Origin of the sequence: Leuconostoc sp. UCMA20149 (genome assembly GCF_030400235.1) — a bacterium.
In the GTDB taxonomy this organism is placed as follows: domain Bacteria; phylum Bacillota; class Bacilli; order Lactobacillales; family Lactobacillaceae; genus Leuconostoc; species Leuconostoc pseudomesenteroides.
Map to the genome: position 1 here is coordinate 136,896 of NZ_VJYC01000001.1, position 23,343 is coordinate 160,238.

The 23,343-nt window shown below is 39.5% G+C and carries 27 protein-coding genes; 26 read left to right on the forward strand and 1 reads right to left on the reverse strand.

Annotated features, from left to right (window positions below; genetic code table 11):
* The first annotated feature begins 6 nt into the window (after positions 1-6).
* From FF105_RS00915 to FF105_RS00945, 7 genes are all read left to right on the forward strand, one after another.
* Entirely contained in the window at positions 7-450 is a 444-nt protein-coding gene (locus FF105_RS00915) for an SAM-dependent methyltransferase (protein ID WP_290046274.1), read from the forward strand.
* Between the two features lie 9 nt (positions 451-459).
* Entirely contained in the window at positions 460-777 is a 318-nt protein-coding gene (locus FF105_RS00920; RefSeq protein WP_290046020.1) for a DUF722 domain-containing protein, read from the forward strand.
* Positions 778-1,157: 380 nt separating this feature from the next.
* Entirely contained in the window at positions 1,158-2,063 is a 906-nt protein-coding gene (locus FF105_RS00925) for a Kiwa anti-phage protein KwaB-like domain-containing protein (protein ID WP_290046022.1), read from the forward strand.
* Between the two features lie 4 nt (positions 2,064-2,067).
* The gene (locus FF105_RS00930) at positions 2,068-2,613 is read left to right on the forward strand and encodes a hypothetical protein (RefSeq protein ID WP_290046026.1); all 546 of its coding nucleotides are present in this window, start codon (positions 2,068-2,070) and stop codon (positions 2,611-2,613) included.
* A gap of 114 nt (positions 2,614-2,727) precedes the next feature.
* Positions 2,728-2,922, forward strand: coding sequence for a hypothetical protein (locus FF105_RS00935; RefSeq protein ID WP_290046029.1), 195 nt, complete (start codon positions 2,728-2,730; stop codon positions 2,920-2,922).
* On the forward strand, positions 2,919-3,089 hold the full coding sequence (locus FF105_RS00940) for a hypothetical protein (RefSeq protein WP_290046032.1): 171 nt from the start codon (positions 2,919-2,921) through the stop codon (positions 3,087-3,089). Before FF105_RS00935 ends, FF105_RS00940 begins: the two co-directional genes overlap by 4 nt.
* The gene (locus FF105_RS00945) at positions 3,089-4,318 is read left to right on the forward strand and encodes a helix-turn-helix domain-containing protein (RefSeq protein ID WP_290046034.1); all 1,230 of its coding nucleotides are present in this window, start codon (positions 3,089-3,091) and stop codon (positions 4,316-4,318) included. The genes FF105_RS00940 and FF105_RS00945 overlap by 1 nt, the downstream gene beginning before the upstream one ends.
* A gap of 274 nt (positions 4,319-4,592) precedes the next feature.
* Here FF105_RS00945 and FF105_RS00950 read toward each other — a convergent pair whose 3' ends face one another.
* Positions 4,593-4,826, reverse strand: a complete 234-nt coding sequence (locus FF105_RS00950; RefSeq protein ID WP_290046037.1) for a hypothetical protein — start codon at positions 4,824-4,826, stop codon at positions 4,593-4,595.
* 152 nt (positions 4,827-4,978) lie between these two features.
* Here FF105_RS00950 and FF105_RS00955 point away from each other — a divergent pair, with 152 nt between their 5' ends.
* The 19 genes from FF105_RS00955 to FF105_RS01045 all read left to right on the forward strand — a co-directional run bounded on the left by FF105_RS00955 (position 4,979) and on the right by FF105_RS01045 (position 23,342).
* Positions 4,979-5,641 carry a hypothetical protein gene (locus FF105_RS00955; RefSeq protein ID WP_290046039.1) on the forward strand — a complete coding sequence of 221 codons (663 nt, stop codon included), beginning with the start codon at positions 4,979-4,981 and terminating at the stop codon, positions 5,639-5,641.
* Positions 5,642-5,695: 54 nt separating this feature from the next.
* A complete protein-coding gene (locus tag FF105_RS00960) occupies positions 5,696-6,259 on the forward strand; it encodes a terminase small subunit (protein WP_290046042.1) in 564 nt (187 codons plus the stop codon).
* The gene (locus FF105_RS00965) at positions 6,259-7,542 is read left to right on the forward strand and encodes a PBSX family phage terminase large subunit (protein ID WP_290046045.1); all 1,284 of its coding nucleotides are present in this window, start codon (positions 6,259-6,261) and stop codon (positions 7,540-7,542) included. The genes FF105_RS00960 and FF105_RS00965 overlap by 1 nt, the downstream gene beginning before the upstream one ends.
* A 2-nt stretch (positions 7,543-7,544) precedes the next feature.
* Entirely contained in the window at positions 7,545-9,116 is a 1,572-nt protein-coding gene (locus FF105_RS00970) for a phage portal protein (RefSeq protein ID WP_290046046.1), read from the forward strand.
* The gene (locus tag FF105_RS00975; RefSeq protein ID WP_290046048.1) at positions 9,109-10,065 is read left to right on the forward strand and encodes a minor capsid protein; all 957 of its coding nucleotides are present in this window, start codon (positions 9,109-9,111) and stop codon (positions 10,063-10,065) included. The genes FF105_RS00970 and FF105_RS00975 overlap by 8 nt, the downstream gene beginning before the upstream one ends.
* A gap of 148 nt (positions 10,066-10,213) precedes the next feature.
* The gene (locus FF105_RS00980; RefSeq protein ID WP_290046049.1) at positions 10,214-10,798 is read left to right on the forward strand and encodes a DUF4355 domain-containing protein; all 585 of its coding nucleotides are present in this window, start codon (positions 10,214-10,216) and stop codon (positions 10,796-10,798) included.
* A 14-nt stretch (positions 10,799-10,812) separates the two neighbouring features.
* Positions 10,813-11,943, forward strand: coding sequence for an Ig-like domain-containing protein (locus FF105_RS00985; RefSeq protein WP_290046051.1), 1,131 nt, complete (start codon positions 10,813-10,815; stop codon positions 11,941-11,943).
* A 65-nt stretch (positions 11,944-12,008) separates the two neighbouring features.
* The gene (locus FF105_RS00990; RefSeq protein ID WP_290046052.1) at positions 12,009-12,356 is read left to right on the forward strand and encodes a phage head-tail connector protein; all 348 of its coding nucleotides are present in this window, start codon (positions 12,009-12,011) and stop codon (positions 12,354-12,356) included.
* Positions 12,356-12,649 carry a hypothetical protein gene (locus FF105_RS00995; protein ID WP_061515040.1) on the forward strand — a complete coding sequence of 98 codons (294 nt, stop codon included), beginning with the start codon at positions 12,356-12,358 and terminating at the stop codon, positions 12,647-12,649. The genes FF105_RS00990 and FF105_RS00995 overlap by 1 nt, the downstream gene beginning before the upstream one ends.
* 1 nt (position 12,650) lies before the next feature.
* Positions 12,651-13,013: an HK97-gp10 family putative phage morphogenesis protein gene (locus tag FF105_RS01000; RefSeq protein WP_290046062.1), complete on the forward strand. Its 363-nt coding sequence runs from the start codon at positions 12,651-12,653 to the stop codon at positions 13,011-13,013.
* Positions 13,010-13,375, forward strand: a complete 366-nt coding sequence (locus FF105_RS01005; RefSeq protein WP_290046065.1) for a hypothetical protein — start codon at positions 13,010-13,012, stop codon at positions 13,373-13,375. Before FF105_RS01000 ends, FF105_RS01005 begins: the two co-directional genes overlap by 4 nt.
* A gap of 14 nt (positions 13,376-13,389) precedes the next feature.
* Positions 13,390-13,992, forward strand: coding sequence for a phage major tail protein, TP901-1 family (locus FF105_RS01010; RefSeq protein WP_290046068.1), 603 nt, complete (start codon positions 13,390-13,392; stop codon positions 13,990-13,992).
* Between the two features lie 39 nt (positions 13,993-14,031).
* On the forward strand, positions 14,032-14,481 hold the full coding sequence (locus tag FF105_RS01015) for a tail assembly chaperone (RefSeq protein ID WP_290046070.1): 450 nt from the start codon (positions 14,032-14,034) through the stop codon (positions 14,479-14,481).
* A 44-nt stretch (positions 14,482-14,525) separates the two neighbouring features.
* Positions 14,526-14,810, forward strand: a complete 285-nt coding sequence (locus FF105_RS01020) for a hypothetical protein (RefSeq protein ID WP_282854918.1) — start codon at positions 14,526-14,528, stop codon at positions 14,808-14,810.
* The gene (locus tag FF105_RS01025) at positions 14,797-18,522 is read left to right on the forward strand and encodes a phage tail tape measure protein (protein WP_290046074.1); all 3,726 of its coding nucleotides are present in this window, start codon (positions 14,797-14,799) and stop codon (positions 18,520-18,522) included. The genes FF105_RS01020 and FF105_RS01025 overlap by 14 nt, the downstream gene beginning before the upstream one ends.
* Positions 18,522-19,349 carry a phage tail domain-containing protein gene (locus FF105_RS01030; protein WP_290046076.1) on the forward strand — a complete coding sequence of 276 codons (828 nt, stop codon included), beginning with the start codon at positions 18,522-18,524 and terminating at the stop codon, positions 19,347-19,349. The genes FF105_RS01025 and FF105_RS01030 overlap by 1 nt, the downstream gene beginning before the upstream one ends.
* Entirely contained in the window at positions 19,346-22,951 is a 3,606-nt protein-coding gene (locus tag FF105_RS01035; protein WP_290046079.1) for a phage tail protein, read from the forward strand. The genes FF105_RS01030 and FF105_RS01035 overlap by 4 nt, the downstream gene beginning before the upstream one ends.
* Positions 22,951-23,106 (forward strand): hypothetical protein, encoded by a 156-nt coding sequence (locus FF105_RS01040; RefSeq protein WP_290046082.1) that lies wholly within the window; start codon positions 22,951-22,953, stop codon positions 23,104-23,106. The genes FF105_RS01035 and FF105_RS01040 overlap by 1 nt, the downstream gene beginning before the upstream one ends.
* A 2-nt stretch (positions 23,107-23,108) precedes the next feature.
* On the forward strand, positions 23,109-23,342 hold the full coding sequence (locus tag FF105_RS01045; protein ID WP_290046086.1) for a hypothetical protein: 234 nt from the start codon (positions 23,109-23,111) through the stop codon (positions 23,340-23,342).
* The last annotated feature ends 1 nt before the right edge of the window (position 23,343 follow it).

The following is a 23,343-nucleotide window of genomic DNA, read 5'->3' on the forward strand; positions in this document are numbered from 1 at the left end:
TTAGATATGACTGCCGGAAGTCGAATGATGTGGTTTGATAAGCAAAACAATCGTGCGACATTTGTCGATAAGCGACAGTTACATGAACAATTATCATCAGGTCACGTGATTGATGTGGACCCTGATGTATTAGCAGATTGGACGTTAGGACTACCGTTTGATAACGAAACGTTTAACTTAGTGCTGTTTGACCCACCACATTTAATCCATGCTGGTGATAATAGTTGGTTGGCCAAAAAATATGGAACACTCAATGCGGATAATTGGCAAAAAATAATCAAACTAGGCTTTGATGAGGGAATGCGAGTGCTTAAGCGGAACGGAACACTGATATTCAAGTGGAATGATAGTCAAATACCACTGCGAGAAATATTAGATGTCATTAGAGTTGAACCATTGTTTGGGCAAAAGCGTCAGAAAACACATTGGCTAGTGTTTATGAAAGTTTAGGTGAGAATGTTGGCGGACAGGATAGATAGCATTTTGAGAGACTACTTCTCTGGTCGTCTCAATTTAAGAATTAAACAGCGTGAAGAAACGATACGGTATGACAGCCAAGAAGTTGATGAGAATATCGGTGGCGGTCGTGCGCAGAACAAGCACACACGTCCAGTTGATGACATGGTGATACGTATTGATGAAGACAGATACCTTAACGGTCTCAAAAAGCAAAAGGAAGACGTTGAACGTTGGATAGCCACGTTTGAGCCAGACAAGCAGAAAGTAGTTGCGTATTATTATGCAAGTAAGTCTGTCACATGGGTTAAGGTAGCGTAGCAGTTTCACATATCTGAAAGTACAGCTAGGTCATACCGTACAGAGATTAAACATATTCTTGGTGCTGTGTTGTGACAGTGTGTATAAACAAACGTTTTTCTGACGTTTTATGCAAATAAACGGTGCTATATTTGTATCATCAGATAATTTGAAACAGGGTTATTGCTCATCCATTAAAAGCAACGTTACACACGCTTCGGAAAAAGCCACTGTGTATGTAAAAATACGATAGGTTGGAATATCTATCATTACGTGAATGTATGTGAGCCACGATTTGCTCCGGAGTACAAGGCGTTCGAGTCGCCTCATTCACATTGCGGTACGTCCGCACAACTTATATTTTAAGTGCTATAATTGTCCTAAAAATTAGGAGAATTATTATGGATTTTGGTAAGTTGAAGGAAGCAGTGGATGAAAGTAAAGAAGTCGCGATGTACATGGTTCATATCGGCCCTACAAAATTAACGACCATATCACCAACTATTGAACCTAAACTTCGGGGTGACATAAAACAAATAATATATAGTAACCTAGAAAAATACAGTCATTGTACTGCTGAAAATTATAATTTGATTGGCTCTGATGACGAGATAATTGAAAATACTACGGTGCAAATGTACAAAGATAACATTGACAGCATCGTTGATTCGTTTTCAGATACCAAGACTATGCCAACCCGATTCGGGAACAATAAATTTAGTTACTTTGTTTATGACATTGAATATAATGACAAATCGAGTAATGAGAAGAAATCAATATATTTTTTTCGTAGAGCAAAAAAATTGAGTACCTTTAAAAGAGGATTTTACGGTCATTTAGTCGATGGTCATTTTAAATCTCTACAGGATACAGATTTTTTGGGAGTTGATGATCATATAGATTTCGTCATCTTTGGAGATGATATTTGTATATTTGAACATATTTCCTTCGAGAGAATCCTAAAACTTAAAAATGAGTTTACTGATGGAGCCAAAAAAGTATTTGAAAATAAATTGATACAAGAAAAAATTGTAAATTATGAACAGTTTCGCGATGCAGCACTGGCACATGGAAACTTTGTTAAAAGACTATACAAAATTCACCAAAATGGAGACGAAGTATTATTTCTAAAAAATATTAAAAAAACAAATGAAGTGATCAATAAATTTAATTTACAAATAAAAACCAAATCGGGAAAGTTTATTTATGATGATTCGGCTCAAATAGGAGATTACATAAATTTAATGCAAGATGCTTATTACACTACTCTAATTGCGGGTATGGATGGGGTTGATACAGGGAGGTAAATCAATGATTAAAATCTTGTTAAAATGGACTTTGTTTTTTTCATCAAATGTTCCAGTTTTTTTCATGATTTATTTGAAATCACTTAAAAAATTTACCAGCAAAGAAATGATGATAACATGGCAAATGAATCCCATTTTCTGGAGTTCACTAGTGATTATATCCATTTTTTCAATTGCTGTGTTGATTTTTTGGCTAATTATAATAAAAAAAGATGCAAGTATGAATCGGCCCAGTTATCGTCCGATTAAGATAGAATCTTACGACTCGCAAATTTTAAACTTTTTTGTCACATTTATTATACCGATTCTCTCTCTAGACCCTGAAAGTTGGCCATCAATTATCATGAATATTATTTTGTTGCTAATCGAAGGTGCTTTCTTTGTTAGTAACAACACGCTCTACTTTAATATTGTCTTACTTATTTTTGGGTATCATATATACAGTATAGGCGAGGACAAAATTTTAATTACTAAACGCAAAAAATCCTCTTTTTTTCCTGAAGAATCAGAAACTCATCAAGTTGGAACGACGGGCATATACTTCATTTGACATATTATTATAGATTATCATAAACAAATTATATAAATTAATCGCCAATCACAAGGATTTATTTTGTTTTGAACACGCACCTTAACAGGTGCTTTTTATTTGAAAAGAGAAACTATGAAAACATTAGAAAGTTTAAGCAACAAATTATTTGAATATACGATAATTCACCATGACACGATAGACATATTAGCTTTAAAGATTGGTATTCCAGTTAATGCTTTAGCAAGAATACAGAGCGAAAATAAATTTGTAAATCCTAAATCTATTTTGTTGGTGCAAAAGTTCTTTGACGAAAAGGATGAGTTATGAAAATAGATGACGATTATCGACTTGTCGCCAGTGATGATGAATTAAACATCTACCGTAGGTTAGACAGGCAACAAAAATATAATAAGAAACACAAGAAGGCATCTAAACGCAAGTCGAATACAGACAAGCGCAAAGATGCCTTTTATGATGATAGGAAGTGGCGATAATGGGCTACACAAAATGGACTGATGAACATAAGAATAGAGTTGCAGAGCTAGGTAAGCAAGGTTTGTCATCTAGGAAGATAGCACAACGATTGTTTGATGAATTTGGTGAAAACTTTAGCAGGAGAACAGTATCACAATATCTTAGCACGGGTTCAACTAATGGGCGTGTTAGAACAAAATATAATCAACAATCAGACAACAAAGTCAAAGATGTGAAGCGTGGTACTGAAATTGTCATCAACAAGGACGGCAGCACAACATCATCTACCACTATGCAGATGACTTCTGAACAGGCTAAAGACCCAGAGTTCGTATTGAGAGCACACGGCTTTAATCCTGATGATTGGGATATCGTATCAGCACGCAATAACTTCTGGCAACAGAACAGTGTTGAGAATGGCTTGATTGATTTGTACCAGTCTAAGATTACGGTTAAGCCTAAAGTTGATAACGATATCAAACGAGCAGTTGAAGTATTAACACATGATATTAAACCAATCAAGGTCAAGCAAGTTATCAAACCAGAACGTCAGCATAATCTTGTGATACCAATTACCGATATGCACTGGGGTGTTACACAATTAGCAGATGTTCAAGACAAGTTAGCTGAATTGATTGATGTTATCAAAAAAGGTTATCGCACTATCTCAATAGAAATGATTGGTGATATGCTTCATTCTGACAAAATCAACACCACGGAAACAGTTAAGTCAACAATTTTGAAAGATGTTGAAATGCCACGTGCTGTTGATGAAGCTATGCAGTTTTTACAAGCTGTTGTGGTTGCTTCACTAGAGAACGCCAATACAGTGATGATCAAATCAGTAGGCGGTAATCATGACTTTGATTTGGCTTATATGTTCATGCTTTGGGTTAAAGAACGCTTTCAACAAGCACAGGTAGATGTTAACAACAAATATAGGACAGCCTATCTGTTGGGACATGTGTTGATTTCGATACAGCATGGTGATGTCAATAAACGCAATCCAGGTCAAACATTGGCAAGTGAGCAACGCCATCTATGGGGTATCGCAAGCACTACCGAAATACACGTTGGTCATCTTCACTTTGAGAAGACAGAGGATAAGCAAGGCGTGATTATCAGGCAATTCTCAACCCCTAAGAAGACAGACGAGTGGGAAGAGATGAATGGCTTTGTTGGTGCCAACAAGTTGATGTATGCACTAGAGTACAATGACGACCGCTTGAAAGTTGAACACTTTATTTAGTTGCCGAGTGGCACGTTTAAACCATTAGTGAAAGGATATTTTTATGTATAAGTTTTATAAAGTGTTTCTGCATGATTGGAGCAATTACTCGTGGTACCGCAAAGGAAATCGGCGACGACACCATAAACGACTAGTGATGGCTCAAAAGGAATGGAAATCAGAAAGACGTTCCACAAGATATTATGATTGTCATCAACCGGCTACTTGGGACAAGAGCTGGCGAAAAGTAGAATGGGCCGACAAATCTAAAGATGGTCATCAGTGGCACGTTTAACTAAAAGTAGTGAGTCATCTCATCAATGCTTTCAAAAAAGTGGTTAATGAATTCTAAAGCGCCGCCTGAAACTAATTCAAATACCATGAAAAGCAAGGCGACTAATAACAACAGCATTATCCATGTTTTTTGAGCATTAGTGAATGATGCACGAGCAGGATAAAATGATATAACGGTTCCTATAGCGGTTACGATGATGAGCACTTTTAATAAGTCAATAATTATATTGATCATGATTTAAATTCCTTAATTTAGATTGTGTTACTTATATTTTAATCCAAAAAAATTAGGTTAATATAAATAACGCTTGAAAAATATACAATCCGCAATTTCTAATCCAACCCACGTCTCTCTAGTAGTATAATTACTGCTATTGGAGGTTGGAGATGAAAGATTGGATTAAGCCATTAATCTTTGGAATAATAGGTGGACTAATGGGTGGCATGTTATGCTTGGCTATTTTGGCAATTACGTACCGTAACTCAGAGGTTTTTGGTAATGTGGCGGATTGGGTAAGCGGGTTAGGATCGGTAACTGCTATTTATTTTGTATACCGACAAATAAAGCAGCAAACAGACCAACATAACGAAGAAAAAGGACGTTATTTGGAAATAGCCATCGGTGAAAGAATGATTAGGCGTCAAGATAATAAAACCGGAGGCGTTACTTTAAGTGGTGAAACAGAAGTTTTCTTTTTTGGTACCAACAGTGGAATGATGCCCAGCTCTTTTAAATATATAGGTATTTGCAATTCAAAAGATTATAAAATTTTGAAAGAAAATCATGATAAAAGTCTAACTGACCATAAAAATTACAAAGATCCAGAAATATCAAGTTTTGACTTTAGTTACGATTTAGGTGCAAAACAACGAAAATTTGAGAGAGTCCTTCCGGGAGACGTATCTGAAGAGGTAGCCGTTCCCATGATCTCGATTCAACGTAATTTCAAGGGAAACTGTGATAATTTATATTTGGTATACATGGACGTGCTAGGCGTCATTTACGGACGAAGTTTTGGAGTTCCTGAATTAGATGAAAAAAGCAACTAAGCGCATAAGCGCTTTTTATTTTGCAGTGAATTTGAAAGGAGGTGACACAATGACATGAAATTAACGCCAAAGCAGAAGAAGTTTGCTGATGAATATATCAAGACCGGAAACGCTACGCAGTCAGCGATTGAAGCTGGTTATAGCAAGAAAACTGCAAGGAGCGTTGGTAGTGAAAACCTGACAAAACCTGACATATCTGAATACATAGCAAAGCGATTGGAAAAGATTGATAAAGAGAAGATTGCAGAGCAAAAAGAGATATTGGAGTTTATGACTCGTGTCATGCGTCGCCAAGAAACGGAGCAAGTTACTAATGTATTGAAGAAACCTACCGTCTTAACAGTGCACGGTTCCGGTGATGACAATACATACGAAAAAGTGGTAAACGAAGAGGTTGTTGAGGTTTCTGAAATTGCAGGTAGTGTCGGTGACGCAGTTAGAGCAGCAGACTTACTCTCAAAGTTGATTAAACCAAGTAAGGAAGAAACATCATACGAAGATGATAAAGCACGTAAGATGAAAGCTGATGCTGATATTGCTCAAAAGAAATCAGAATTGTTAGACGGTGGCAACGGTGACATTACTATTAACATCAATCCATTTGAGGAGGACAGCTAATGCCTACAATCAATTGGAATCTACCTAAAATGGTCAGTAAGGCTTATGCACCTTTGTTTAACAGTAAAGCACGCTATATAGCGTATAAAGGTAGCCGTGGTAGCGGTAAGAGCGAGGGAGTAGCCACTAAGGTCATTCTTGATATTGTGACCAAACCATACGTGAACTGGCTTGTATTGAGACGATACGCAAACACTAACAGACAATCAACATTCACATTGTTACAAAAGGTTGCTAATCGCATGGGCGTTGGTAGCCTTTTTCAATTCAATGGCTCACTGCCTGAAATAACATATAAGCCAACAGGACAAAAGATATTGTTTCGTGGTGCCGATAAACCATTGTCTATCACGTCAATATCTGTTGAGACTGGTAACTTGTGTCGCTTGTGGGTTGAAGAAGCCTATCAAATGGAGTTAGAAGAATCATTTGAAACGGTTGATGAATCTATGCGTGGTGTGATTGATGATCCAAACGGTTTTTATCAAACTGTGTTAACGTTTAATCCCTGGAACGAACGTCATTGGCTGAAACCTAAATTTTTTGACGAAGATACTAGAGTTGATAACTCGTTAGCCATAACAACCACCTACAAAGACAATCCGTTTCTTGATGAAGATTATGTTAATCGCCTTTTAGAGATGAAAGAACGCAATCCTAGACGTGCAAGAGTTGCCGTTGATGGTGAATGGGGCGTTGCAGAGGGGCTGATATATGAGAACACTGTCGTTGAGAAGTTTGACGTTAGAGAAATTGTTAAAGACGCTCGTATTGTACGCGGAATGGATTGGGGGTATGGACCAGACCCGACAGCATTTATCGAATATGCAATCAATACTAGAACAAATGATGTTTATATCTACAAAGAAATGTATAAGCAACACATGCTAACTGATGAAATATTTAGATGGCTTTATGTTCATGGCTATCGGCAAGGCGATATTAGAGCTGATTATGCTAACGGTGGTGACCGCATGATACAGGAATTGAAAAACAAAGGTATATCAGGCATGAAACGTGCACACAAGTACGAAATCATGTTTGGTGTTACTTATTTACAGGATTTCAAAATACATGTGTTACCAGCACTTGAACACACCATAGAAGAACTTAACTCGTATGTTTATGATACCGACAAAGACGGTGGTTGGGTTGGTAAGGCTGTCGATAAAAACAACCACTTGATGGACGCTATGAGATATGCAGCAGAGCCACTAATTATGACTAGAAAGAGCACCAATGATCGCATGGAAGCATTTAAGCAATTAGGATTAGGAAGGTAATTATGACAATAGATTTTTTAACTAAAACAAGGTTTGGACCGCAAGCAAATGAAGTGTTTAAAATGTCGGCTAATGACTTTGAAAATATTGTTGACATGGGTTCGAATGGATTTATTGAAAAAGTCAATGATTACATCAAGTTATTTCAGTCTAGGCAGCTACCACGATTACAAGAGTTGAAACGCTATTATTTGGCTGATAACAACATCAAGTATCGTGATACAGGACGAGACAAAGACCGTGCCGACAATCGCATTGCTAGTGATTGGGCTAAATACATCACGGTATTCATGCAAGGGTACATGTTGGGTAATCCAATTACCTATGACAGCGAAAGCGAAAACTTGCTCGATAAGATTAACGACTTTTCAAAGCAAAACGGTGCTGATTATCATGACGGATTACTTGAAACTGATTTGAGTATATACGGACGTGCATACGAACTTGTCTATTCAGATACCAACGCACAAGAGCGCATTACTAAACTTGAACCAGAGCAAACATTTGTCGTTTATGATGATACGATTGCTGCTAATTCATTGTTTGGTGTGCGCTTTTATCAAATTAGTTATAGTGACAGCGATACAAACAGCTTTGTTGAAGTCTACACAGCAGACAAGATATATTTCTACAAGTCTGAATCATCTTCTTTTAGTAGCATGACATTTGTTGATGTTGCCGAACACGCTTACAATGGTGTGCCAATCAATGAGTACAAGAACAATGAGGAACGATTAGGCGACTTTGAGAGCGTACTAGATGGAATTGATGCCTATGATCTGTCACAGTCAGAATTGGCTAACTTTCAACAAGATATGAACGACGCCTACCTTGTGTTGATTGGTAATCCAGTAACTGGAACAGCAGAGCCAGAGTATCAATTAGACGCTGATGGTGAACCGTTGCTTGATGATTTCGGTAAACCAATACCGACTGCAAATTCTAGTACATCTGTATTTGAGTCAATGAAAAAAGCTAGAATGCTGATAATGGATAACAATAGCGATCCAGACGGACCCAATCCGAATGCTTTCTATTTGACCAAAGAATATGATTCCACCGGTGCTGAAGCCTATAAGAAGCGGTTGGTTGATGACATTCTACGCTTCACGTTCACACCAGATACTAATGACAAGAACTTTGCTGGTACACAGTCTGGTGAAGCTATGAAATATAAGCTCATGGGTAACGATAATCTTCGCAAGACCAAAGAACGTCTGATGACACGCGGGATTATGCGCCGTTTGCGTTTGCTTGGTAATGTGTGGGCTATCAAGAACAGCGTATCAACAACAGGTAAGCAAGAGGGCTTGTATGACTTGATTAACGATATTCAAGTTAAGTTCACGCCAAACGTGCCACAGAATGATGAAGAACGTGTCTCGCAGCTTAAACAGCTATATGGTGTTATCAGTGATGAAACATTATTCTCACTGCTTGAAACATTTACAGGCGTTAACGCTGATACAGAGATGAAACGGTTAGCTGATGAAAAACAACAAGATGTTGATAACTTTCAAACGCAAACTGGCTACTCACAGTTGAAACCTGATGATGGTGGTGTAAATGGCTGATAATTATTGGGAAAAACGTACAAAGGAAATTATGGACTTGCTAGATGTCAAAGACACAGAGCTGACTAATGCCGTGTTGAAAGAATATCAAGCTGCGTCAGATGATATTTCACGCAAGATAGATGATTTCTATGAGAAGTATGCAGATAAGAATACAATTTCGTATGATGAAGCTATAAAGCGTGTGAGAGCTGTTGACCTTGACGACTATGTGAAACGTGCAAATGCTTATCGAATGTCAAACAAGGACAATCCAGAGCTGTTAAAGCGATTGAATGCACAGTACATGACATCTAAGATTAGTCGATTAGAACTGTTGAAACTAGAGATTGATTTTAGGATATTGCAGGCAAGCAACGCTCAATCAGAAACGTTTACCGCATATCTTGCTAAAGAAGGTGCATATATATACAGTGCTTTGTCGTTTGGTAATGCAATAAAGACATTGAATGAACGTGAAATTGAATCAATCTTACAAATGGAATGGAGCGGTGCTAGCTATTCACAGCGAATATGGCGTGATAATGATGTTCTAGCTAACAAGTTAAAAGACGAGTTAGTTAAAGCTGCTATTAACGGCACTAATCCACGTGTCACAGCTAAGAAGTTGCGTGATACTTTTGGTGGCACTAAGCCAAATACAGAACGCCTAGTTCGTACCGAATCTACGTATGTTGCTAATGCTTCAACTGCGAAACGATATGACAATATGGGCGTTAAAGAATATGATTTTGTGGCTGTTTTGGATAGACGTACATCATCAATCTGTCGTGAAATGAATGGCCAAACATTCCCGTTGAGCGAGTTTATGCCTGGAACGAATGCACCAGCAATGCACCCTAACTGTCGAAGTACAATCGTACCAGCGGCAAGTAATCTAACTAAATACAATAAATATCTCGATTCAGACACGGTAGATGATTTACCGGACATGGATTGGGATTTTTAATTGCAATCGTTCGACCTGAACACGTCGTTAAATCTATTCAAATAAGTGTGTATGGGCTGTTGCGAACGTTGTGTGTGGGCTTAGTTGTGTGCATGGGACATTAGAGTAGTAGCAGTGTGTATGGGCTACAAATACAGGAGATTTTAATATGGCTGATGAAGTTAACACAGAAGAAACAGACACAGGCACTGAAACAACTGACAATCAAGAGCAAACAGAAACTCAAGATGACAAGTTGACGTTTACGCCAAAGGAATTTGATTCCGAAGTAGATAAGCGTATTGCCAATGCTTTGCAGACTGCTAAAGCAAAGTGGGACGAGGAAAAGCAAACAGAAATTAGTAATGCTGAAAAGCTTGCTAAGATGTCTGCTGCCGAACGCAAGGAAGCGGAAGACAAAGCTAAGCAAGAGACGTTGGATAAACGTGAAAAAGAGCTTAACATGCGTGAGTATCGCTATGAGGCTAAACACCAACTTGAAGAAAACGGTCTGCCTGATTCGTTTGTTGACATGGTGCTATCAGAAGACGCTGAAACAACAAAAAACAACATTGGTGCCATTAAAGCAGAATTTGACAAGGCTATTGAAGCTGCTGTCAATGAAAAACTTAAAGGCAACAATCCAAAAGCAGGTGGTCGAACTGGAGCATTAACCAAAGGCGAAATTTTGAAAGTAGCCGATACAGTTGAACGCCAAAGACTGATTGCCGAAAACATTAATTTATTTAAATAAGGAGAACTACAAATATGGCTGAAAATAATTTAAACGTGATGGCTGATTTGGGGACAATTAAGTCAATTGACTTCGTTAACAAATTCGGAACATCAATCAATGATCTATTAACCCTATTGGGTGTAACTCGAAAAGAACCAATGACGGCTGACATGCAAATTAATTTGTACAAGTGGGCTGTTGATATGGATACAGCGGCCACAGTTGGTGAAGGTGAAACAATTCCTTTGTCAAAGGTAACTCGTGCGCTTGACCGTACGGTAAAAGTTGAATGGTTAAAAAAGCGCCGCGCTGTTTCTGCTGAAGCTGTGGCGCGTCATGGTGCAAATATTGCTATTGACCAAGCAGACAAGCGCTTGATGCGTGAAATTCAATCAGGCGTTAAGACTGACTTTGTATCATCTCTGGGTGAAACTAAAACTAAAATTGACTCAAATGACCTTCAAGTTGCTTTGTCGCAGTCTTGGGGTAAATTGCAATTAATTCCGGAATTTGAAGGGGAATCATTTGTTTCGTTCGTTAATCCAATGGATGTTGCTAATTTCATGTCCGGTAAGCCAATTCAAGCTGACGCATCAAACGCATACGGAATGACGTTGTTGCAAAACTTTATTGGTGCAGACCGCGTGATTGGATTGGGTTCAATTCCACAAGGTAAGGTATATACTACCGCCGTTGATAACATTGTGTTGGCATACCTTGACATGGCTAATTCACCATTGAAAGGTTCATTTGTAGATTACACAGATGAAACAGGTTTGTTGGCCGTTGTTTCTGACAAGACTGTGTCTAACTTGACATTAGAATCAGTATTCACCGGTGCATTCAAGTTGTTTACTGAAATTCCAGATGGTGTTATTGAGGCTACGTTGGTTGGTGACAATATTTCTGTTACTGGTGTAACGATGTCACAGAAGACGGCAACAATTAAAGTTGGTGACTCACGCCAAGTAACCGGAACGGTTGCCCCTGAAAATGCCAGTGACAAATCAGTTACCTATGCTTCGTCAGATGAAACAGTCGCTACAGTGGCTCAAGATGGAACAATAACGGCTGTTAAAGTTGGTACCGCGGACGTTATCGTGACAACTAAAGATGGTGGCAAGAGTGACAAGGTTGTTGTGACTGTAACAGCAGCCTCTTAAATTTACATTAACGACACAGACGCTTAATCTGTCGAATGGGGTGTGAAGCCCATTAAGGAGGAACTATGGCAGATGAAACTAATAATTTAACTAAAGTCAAACTGCTTGTTTCAATTACAGATACCAAGCAAGATGATCTATTAAATCTGCTGCTGGACGATAGTGAAGCTAGGTTGTTGAGCTACATCAATCAGGATGGAAACAATGCCACGGCGTTTCCTGATGAGATGTCATGGTTGTTGCGTGAAATTACAATCAGGCGCTTTAACCGCATTGGTGATGAGGGTAAAAAGTCATCTGGAGAGAGTGATGTAACTGCTACGTGGTCTGATGATGATGTGGCGGATTATGCTGCTTATCTATCCAAGTATCGCAAGAAAAAGGGTAGTAATGGCATAGCGAGGTTTGTCTGATGAGATATAACGACCGCGTTAAAATCATTACTAATCAGAAAGCCGACAATGACGGTTGGGACGATGAAGTAAAGCCAATTACATCCGATTGGTTGCCTTGCCGAATTACTGGAGTTGGTGATGAACTAAATATGGGCGTGTTTGGTAAGTACGAATCAGGTGCTCAAGAAATTCATTTCAAGAACAAGGTTCCTAATATGGACTATGTATTGATAGATGAGACTATCAAACGCAAGCCAACAGTAATCAAGCAAGCACGAAAAAATACGGTCGTCATCATAGGTTCGGTGTAATATGGCTAAATCAAAAATGACAATCACGTTTGATGGTGCCGATGTTTTGATTAAGAAGTTTAACAGTCAACCAGCAATTATCCAGAAAGAAGCTAGTGACATCATCTTGAACACAGCTAATCGCGTCGAAGCACGAGCTAAACAGTTTGCACCAGTTGATACAGGTTATTTGAGACAACACATAGCCTCTGAAAAAACTGGAGCGTTAAGCGCAGATGTTACTTCGAGTGCTGAATATTCTGTTTATCAGGAATTTGGTACACGTAAGATGGCAGGTAAGTCATTTATGCGACCGGCTATGGAACAAGAGTCACCGTTTCTATTTCAAAAGCTTCAAAACCTGCTGAAAGGAGGGCTTAGATGACATCACCAATGAATATGTTGCTTAACAGTATTCGTGACAGCCTGAAAACAGGTGACATTCCAGTTAAGTCACGGCTGCCTGATACAACAGTACCCGAACCATTTATTGTTATTGGCACTCACTTTGATGATGACGCGCCCTCTGGTAAGAACGGTTATGAGGTACTAACAACAGATTTACAAATTGATCTATTCTACTCAATTGACAGTAGAACGGCGCTGGAAGAAGCGATTTACAGCGTTAAAGCACAAATTAAACACGCCACACCACAAATCACACGAGTGACATCTAACACCATTACCGACGATTCGGTAGGACGAGATGTCTATCATGTGATTTTTATTGTGACAGCAATTATTTAAAAGGAGATACATACATGGCAGATTATATTGACAACGGTGTAGAAGACCCAACAATTGGAACACCAACACTCGGTAAAAAGATTTGGTACTTTATTCAAGATACGGCAGCACCTGTTAATTCAAAGGCTATTTTACCAGCAGCACAAACTGACGGTTCAACAAGCATTGAGGGTGATTCCATTGATGAACAAACAAAGTTTGGTCGCGTTGTTTTGCCCTCAACCAATGAGGATTCGATTGAATTAACAACCTATGTTGTACCCGGGGACCAATCCGTCGACATCATCAAGAAAGCTAAGCATGACGGAACACAAGTGAAAATTTGGCGCGTGATCGTTGACAAGCGTTTTGCAGTCCAAGAAAAAGACGACGCAGACCCAGCAAAGACACATCAAGTATTTCCGTCAATGTTTGGCTATGGTGTCGTAGATAGTTTGGATATTGATGACGGTGACGACCTAGTGAGCGCCGACTACACTTTGAACATTATTGGTAAGTTGACTGATGGTACGTTCCCGCTGACAGATGAACAATTAAGCGCACTAGAAGAGCTTTCAAAGTTCGAACGGCCAGGTGAAACTACTGGTGACTTTGGAACAACAGTTTCAGGACAATAAGGGCTATTGCCCTCTACATAAAAATTAGGAGATTAACTCATGGAAGTAACAATTAACAAAAAGTCAGTACCTTTGAAATTTAACTTTAAGGCGTTGTTTGAAGCTAACAAGAAGTTCAGCTCAAAAGATGAAAATGGTAATAACCTTGGTGACGGTGCTACAAACCTATTCACACGATTAGTCATGAGTGATGAATTAGTTATACCAGACATTATCACGGTTGCTGGAAACGTTGGTAAAGCAACCGAAGATGACTTGTTTGCTGCCGTTGATGAATTAACAGATAACGGTGAAAAGATTGATGATGTTTTGTCTGAATTGAAAGATGAGTTGAAAAATAGTGGTTTTTTCGTGAAGTCAATCAAGACACAACAGAAGAATTTGGAGGAAGCACTACCAATTCTGGAGAAGAAGGCAGACACGGACGAGAAGAAACAACAAGTCGAGTCCGTAAAGCGTATTCAGAAGTTGCTGAACGACAATCTTTAATCGAGACTTGCGCAAGATTTGGCATATATGACATTGAATGGGTATTGAGCCTTTATCGTTGGGAATTAGACGCAACGTTAAAAGGTATACAAATGGGGATTATTGATGAACGTGAACGATTGGCAGTTCTTGCCAATAGTATTGCGTACTTTAGTAATGCTAAAAGCCCCAAGTTCAAAAAAGTATTTGATCGCGCAAAGGAGGAGAGACAGATAGAACAGGCTTACAAGCCAGAAGAAGCACAAACTGTCAAACAAAAGCGTATTGAGCTATACAGCAAGGTAGCCGCAGCGTTTGGTGGGGAAAGGAGTGACAATGGCAACATATAATGGTGGAGAAGTTATAGCCCATGTTGGTGCTGATATATCAGATTATCAATCAGCTATGAAATCTGTCTCTAGTTCAACCAGTAGCGCAATGGGTAGTGCAAGTACAGCGGTTGGTAACATCGGAAAAACACTAGCCGTTGCTGGTGCTGCGGTAACTGCTGTTGGGATAAAAAGTGTCAATAGTTTTGGTACGTTCCAGGCTTCATTGAACAAAGCAGCGGTTATTGCTGGTGGAACATCAAAAGACATTCAAGGTTTAGCTGATGTAGCCAACCACATGGGTGCTGTATTACCGTTGAGTGCTCAAGACGCAGCGGACGCAATGGTTGCAATGGCTCGTGATGGTGCTTCAATTGGAACAATTAAGAAAGAGTTTCCAGCTATTGCCGAAGCAGCCACAGCTGCCGGTGCTGATTTGCAAACGACAGCAAGCGTTGTTCAGCAATCTATGAACATATGGGGTGATTCGCTAAAAAGTCCTCAAAGAGCTGCTGCTATTTTGACTCAAACAGCCAACTTATCGAATGCCTCAATCGAAGACATGCAACAAGCATTAGCTACTATCGGTGGTACTGCTTCAAACGCCGGTATCGACATGGAAACAACATCAACCGCTATTGGCTTGTTGACTAACAAAGGATTTAGTGCAGCACAGGCTTCACAAGACCTTAACCACGCGTTGCTGCTTATGCAAGCGCCATCTAAGATGGGTAAGGCTGTTATGGACGACTTAGGCGTTTCAATGACGGACGCACAAGGGAACATGAAACCCCTACCAACCATTTTGAATGAATTATCTGATTCAATGTCAAACATGACATCGTCTCAAAAGGCTGCAGCTTTGAAAACAATGTTCGGTACATCTGGAATGGCCGCTATCCTGCCTTTGATGAAATCTGTTAAGGATAAGACAGATAACGCAACAACAAGCTGGGACGCTTTCACAAAGCAGATGAACACGGCTTCATCAAGCACACAGACCGCTACTAAGTTTTTGCAAGACCAAGCATCAGAAATGCAGAAAAACTTGGGTTCAAGTATTGAACAAGTTGGTGGTAACTGGGAGGCGTTAAGAAACGCCGCTATGGCTGGTAGTGCTGGCGTAATTGGTTCAATCATAGACATGATTAATAACGCATTAGAGTGGGCTACAACTACCAAGAGCGCTTTTGGCAATAGTATTCGAACAATATTAGGATTAACACCTGTTATCGGTGCTGCAACATTGGCTACCGGAACATTCCTAACGGCTGCCACAAAAATCGGAAGTGTTATGAGCACCGTTGGAACAGCATTAAAGGCGCTATTTATCAGTCCTATGGGATTGGCAATCGTTGCGATATCGGCATTGGTAGCTGCGTTTGCATATGCTTATAAAACGTCAGCTTTCTTTAGACAGACCATTAGTGATATTGGGAATGCTATTAGTCAAGCTTTTGGACCGGTTTTAAAAAATGCAATCAACTATATTAAAAACTTTGTTGGTCAGGGAATTAGTTTATTTTCAAACTTTGGAAATAAAGTAGCTGATCTGTTACAAGGTAAAATGATGAATGTTAATTTTAATTCAATCGCCATTGCGCTTTCTAATACCTTTAACCAGGTTATGAATGTTGTAGTGATACTAAAAAACGCTGTCGTTGATTTAATATCTGGATTTATGAAAACCGGTGCAATCAAGTCGTCTTGGTCGGCGATTATATCTGTTGTAGGTGCCATTTACAACGTTGTTCAATCCGTGATTACAGCAGTCGGTAATTTGTTAGGGTCTTTCTATCAAACAAAAGATGCTACCAGTATTTTTGAAACTATTGGTACTGTAATAGGCAAAATCGTTAACGTTATTGCAAACGTAATCACTTATGTTGCCAATCTAGTAAGCGCAATATTGTCAGTAAAAGGTGCGAGTGATGTTTTAGTTTCAATCGCTGTCGGTGTTGGCGGTATAGCACTAGGATTCAAAGTAATTTCAACCACTGTTAAAATTGCTCAATCAGCAATATCAGTATTTTCGGCAGGTGTCAAGGTTGCAAGAGGTGCGATGATAGCTTTCAACGTAGCTATGAATGCTAACCCTATATCACTATTAGTCATAGCCATAACAGCCGTCGTTGCCGCTATGGCTTATTTCTTTACGCAGACAGCAACTGGAAAAAAACTGTGGTCAGAGTTTGTCAAATTTACAGTTGATAAGTGGAACAGTCTAGTTTCTACAATTAAATCGGTTGGTGACGCTATTGTCGGAGCGTGGAATAACACAGTAACTGCCGTAAAAAATATTTGGGAATCCATTCCGGGATTCTTTTCTGGTATTTGGTCCCAAATAACGGCTGGTGTTAGTTCGACCGGACAAGGTATTGCTGATGTTTGGAATTCTGCTGTTAATTACGTTATGGGCGTCTGGAGTAATATAGTTACATTCTTTTCTGCGCTTTGGAGTGGAATAATTTCAACATTGCAACCATTATTTACTGCTTTAACAGATGGTTGGAACAATGCTAAGACAAATTTAAGCGGCATTTGGAACGGTATAGTTACGATAGCTGGTTCTGTTTGGAATCTTTTGAAAGATGCCATCATGGGTCCTATTTTGCTGGTGTTAGATTTAATAATGGGTGACTTCACACAGCTTGGTATAGATGCTGCTAATATATGGAACAACATTGTTTCAAGTTTGGGTTCTATATGGACCGGATTGGTTCAAATCGCTAGTACAACCTTTAATATCGCTATGATGGCAATTATTAATATTTGGAATACAGTTTCTTCTACAACTGTAAGCATTTGGAATTCTATTTTATCGACAGTAAACGGTATTTGGAATACCTTTGTTTCTGCAGCTACAAAATTCGCAAGCGACTTATTCAATGGCGTACTTAATATTTGGAACGCAATACCAGGATGGGCTTTGGGATTATGGAATACTGTAAAATCGAACGTTTCTAATACATGGAACGGCATGGTCAGTGGTGGTTCAAGCTTTGCTAATAATACCTTTAACTCAATTAAAGGAGTTTGGAATAGCATTCCAGGATGGGCGTCATCATTGTGGAACAGCGTTAAAAGCATAACGTCTAGTATTTGGTCGGGTATCTACAACGTAACCTATAACATGGCCGTTGCATTAGTTCGTGGCATACGTGGTGCTTGGTCTGGTGTAACAGGATGGGCTTCAAGCGTTTGGAACGGCGTACAGTCGGCAATTAGAGGAGCCATGAATTTTGATTTGTGGGGTGCTGGTCAAGCAATCATGAACAGTTTTTTCAATGGTTTAATTTCTGCTTGGGGTAAAGTTAAGTCATTCGTAGGTGGAATTGCTTCGTGGATTCGTGAACACAAGGGTCCTATAAGTTACGACCGTAAATTGTTGATCCCTGCTGGTGCTGCGATTATGGGCGGATTTGGAAGTTCATTAAATGCAAACTTTGCTGACGTTAAAAAGTCGGTTTCATCTTATGCAGGACAGATTGCAGATGAGTTTGGCCAACAGAGGTATGTAGCTAGCGCTCAATTAACAGCGAGCAGCACAGGTGTTGCCGGACAGATTAACGGTGGGTTAGCTTCATTGAGTGATGAAGTTGCTGAACAGTCATCCCAAACACCGGTTTATGAAATCCACAATGAAATGGTTGGCGACAAGATTACAACAACAGTGAACAGCAAGAACGCACGTAGACAAGCAACAACTAGATTGGTAACAGGAGGTATCTAATGGATCTATTGATTACAAAAGGCGCGACAAGTGCTAAATTAAGCGATAAGGGCATAGTTACCACTGATTTTGATGAAAGCACACCTAGTTTGTCACTTAACACTAAGTTGTTTACAGGTCGCAATGGCAAGTTAAACTTTGGTGGTAATTATAGTGAGAAAAAGTTGACATACACAGGTTATATGCAAGCAAGTAGTCAGTCTGATTATGAAGCCAAACGTAACTGGTTGTATCAACTTTTAGGAAGTGCAACGCCTTATTACATCACACCAATTTATTCAGATTCAGGGCAGTATGACTTTGAGCGACCAGGGCAGTCAACAGGCAACAGGTTAGGACAAATAGGTGGCACGGAAAGCAACAAACGCTTTCTTGTCACGCTTGATGACACGTTTGCACCAGAATTTTCTGGGAGTGTTAATAGCAAGCAAAACTATAAACTGAGTATTAGTTTTGTGACGGCTGTGCTACCATTTGGCGAAACGAAGCTTAAAACAGCAACAATTACTAGTACAATTCCATACGCAGGTACGGTTACGGCATCTCAACTAGAGGTGCCTTTTTACATACTGCTGACCGCTAAGCAAACAGCGAGCGCTATTTCATTGACAATAGGCTCAAAAACTTGGACGTATAGCGGAACAGTAGCGAGCGGTGATGTATTCAAAATAGGGGGTGTGTACAACCTAAAAAACACGCTGTCTATCAATGATAATACTAATCTTGAATACTTTGTACTAGAGCCGTCAATAAGCGGTACAGTGGCTGTTACGTGCTCAATTACGGCAACGCTTGAAATTCACGATTACAAGGAGTTATACCTATGATTACATTTAAAAATATCGCTGGTAATAAGTTTCTTGCAGTCGGGACCATTCAGCGTAAATCAGCATTGAACGGTGAGAAATCACTTACTGGAACTTTGTATGATGGTAAAGACGTTCCGAATAAGATTGATAAAGGTTGGTCACTTGAGTTTGATGGTGAGCCATACATTGTGACTTATTTTGAACGAAATGATAATGACAACAGTGTTTCGTTTGATGCAATTCATAAATTCTTCTGGGATATGACTAAGAAAGTGCTGTACTCTAGCACTGAAATAAGCGGTAGTCACACTATCAAATGGTATTTAGATCAGATATTTGCTAACACCGGTTACACTTACGCGCTTAACTTTAGTCCAGCTGCTATTGAGAAAGATAATTGGGGTAATAAAACCAGATTATCGTTGTTCAATGATTTAATCACAAGCATTGCTGGAGAGTTTGAAATCAACGGGACACTAATTTCTATCTTTCAAAATATTGGAACCGATTTATCAACGATTGTTCGATATGGTTTCAACTTGTCTGATATGACATTAGAAAATGACGCGACTAGTTTCGTCACATATGGCGAGGGCTTTGGTGCTTATTCAGACCAAGAAAACCAAACCGGCGACAGAGTTCACGTGACTTACACAAGCCCTCTAGCTGGTGTATATGGTATCTTACAAGCAGAACCAATTGATGACCAACGTTATACGTCACAAGCTCATCTACAAGCCGCTGTTAAAGCACAAGTTGACGCTAGTTTTTCTGTTTCGGTACAACTTTCTTTGTACGATTTAACCGCAGCGGGTTATCCATATAAAATGGCTAATGTTGGTGATTGGTTAACAGCGGTCGATGAGAATTTGGATTTCAAGCAGCGAATACGCATTATCAGTATTGATGATGAATTTTCGGCAGATGGTACAAGGATTAGTTACACGGTAACGGCTGGTGATGTTGGTTTAACCAAAAAGTACCAAGACGCTAACGCTTCAATGGCTTCACAGATTGCTAATGCTGTGGCTTCTGCTAGTCAAGCTGCAACTGACGCTAATAATGCGCTTATAAGTGCTAATGGCAAGAACACGTCTTACTATCTAAACAGTGTTGATGACCTACCAACAAAGGCAAACGAGGGTGACCTTGCTTGGGTTAAAAGTGGTGATGGAACAGTCATGTACATCTACACTAAAAAAGCTGACGGATCATATTATTGGGAAAAGCGGATTGACCCAGAAATGGGCGACCAGATAGCAGCCGGTGTCACTGACGCAGTCGCACAAGCCAACGCACACACTGATGCAGTGAAGCAAGGTCTTTCAACTGATATTAGTACAGCAAAGTCACAGGCAGCTTCACAAGCTAGTACAGCAGAGGCGAATGCTAAGAGTGCTGCAACGTCTCAATTTAATCAAGCACAAAACGATTTAGCGCAAGCAAAGACAGATATTACAAGCGCTTATAAAACAGCTGATGGTGTTGTCAATAAAAAGATTGATGACACAGCAAGTAGTATCACGACAACAATTAACCAGAATAAGCAAGACGCAGATGGCAAGATTAGTACCGCTCAAACAACAGCAACCACTGCATTGAATGGTTTATCAAGTAAGGTTAGCCAAGCTGATTACGACACTAAAACAGGCCAGCTCACGACTAGTGTTAGCAAGGCGCAACAGACGGCCGATGCGGCCACAACATCATTAGCTAATTACAAGACTGACGCAGATGGACGAATTAGTGCTAATAGCGCAGACATTATTACGAACGCTAATGCGATTAAGCAGAAAGTTGCGCAGAGCGATTATGACGCTAACAACACAAAGTTAACTTCAAGACTAACAACGGTCGAGACGACAGCCAGTGGAACTGCTACCACGGTGTCTAATTTGCAACAGACAGTAAACGCTCTAGGGCAAGTCAATCAGTTATTCAACACCGAATTTAGTCCTGATTTTTCCGGTTGGTTTATCAGAGGTGCTTATGGTCAAGATATCTCAAAAGGCGGATGGGTAAGAGGTTATCCAGTAAATGGTCATGGTAGCATATCTCACGTCAAACAAACGTCAACAGGCTATCTGAACTCACCATTAATCAACGCAACCGGCGCCGGCAAAATTAGTATATCAGCAGTAGTGTCAGTATATTCTGATGATGGCGTTGGAAATTCATATATCACTTTGGATGCGTTCAATCAAGACGGTACATTTGTTTCTCAAATAACAGCAGTATTTATTCAAAATGGAGCTAGTGACAAATATATCAAACTAGAAAATATAACGATACCCAGCAATGTATCTTATGTTTCATTGGGAATGTTAACACCATCGTCGACAGTTACGTATAAATTAAGTCAAACTATGTTAGTATTTGCTCCAACTGTCGGCACATATGTACAAGGTAATTACAATAACAACGCAGCCCTTGCACAAGTGAAAATAACGGCAGACAGCATATCTAACTTCGTGCGTGATTCAAGTGGTAACATCTCATCTGACTTCCAAACAGCGTTGGGCAAAACGTCTATCATCACAGGTAGCACGTTAGCCACAAGCATTCAGACACAGACAGCCACACAGATAACATCTGCGCTGACGGATAACAACGGTAAGATTATTAGTTTAATCAATCAGGATACATCTGGTGTTCAAATTGCTGGTAAGAATATCGTGCTAAACGGTGATACAACAGTCACTGGTGCGTTTAAAGTCAGCCAAGCTAATATCGCTAACGGTGCTATTGGAACAGCACAGATTGGTGACGCGGCAATAACCAACGCTAAAATAGCTGACTTAGACGTTTCTAAAATTACTGGAAATGTGACTAATTTCATTCAATCGTATTGGAATGGTGTCTATGGTTCAACAACTATGAATGCTAATGGTCTTTCGGTACAATCTGGTTCAATGACAACTTTATTCGACTCAAGTGGTGCTCATTTTGCACAAGGTACTAGAACAGCACAATATTCATTTGGGAACTGGATTGATAACACTGGCGCAGCTACTTCCGCGGTTGGTTTGTATATGGGATTAAGAGGTGATAACAACTCATTCCTTGATATTGTTGGGCCATCTGGAGCGGCGGTTGCTGTAATCGCTGGATCAGATATGGCTGACGGGGCTAATACAAACAATGTTAGAGGGGCAATTAACTTATTCGCTGATACCAACATTAGGTCAAAACTTTTGTTCAAGGGAAATGACACAGTAACGTCAACGTACATTGAAGCCAATGAAATTGCAAGAACAATGAATTTCTACACAGATAACGCTAAAGACGGCAATGGTAACTGGTTCTGGTTTAATCACAAGGTTTTGTCAGAAGGTACATTCTCATCAACATCATTGCTTTCAAAGAAAAATGTAATAGCAGATTATGAAGAGGACGCTCTTAGTGAAATCTCTAAAACTGATATTGTCGAATTCGAGTATAAGAACAACGTGGGTGAAAAACATATATCACCGATCATTGATGATGTTAACGATGAAAAAGATTATTACATTCCCAAAACAATATTGGGTGAAAACAGTCAATATGTAGACATGTATTCCATGATCAGTATGGCGTGGAAGGCAATAAAACAATTAAATGAAAAAACAGGAGACAAATAATGCAACCTAAAATAGATTCAGTCGTGCAGACACTGCTACAAGAAAACGCAAACTTGACCTTGCAAAATGCGCAGTATAAGTCTGTGTTAGAGCAATACGAAAAGAGATTCGGTGCTCAAATCGCTGAAGAACAAGCCAAAGAAGAGGAGAAATAATCATGAATATGACAGTTGGAGATTTACAATTTAATTTCGTTGACGGTAAGTTGACATTGAAGTACGCGTCAGTTTCATTTAACGCAGGCACGTTTCCAAACAGCTTGAATGGTAATTTGCAGGTGACACCAGAAGACGGCGTTAGCATGACATCAACAGAAGATGACATCAAAGCAGCAGCTAAGACGAAAATTCAAGCGCTTATAGCAGAAGCTCCAGCAGAGACGGAGGGATAAT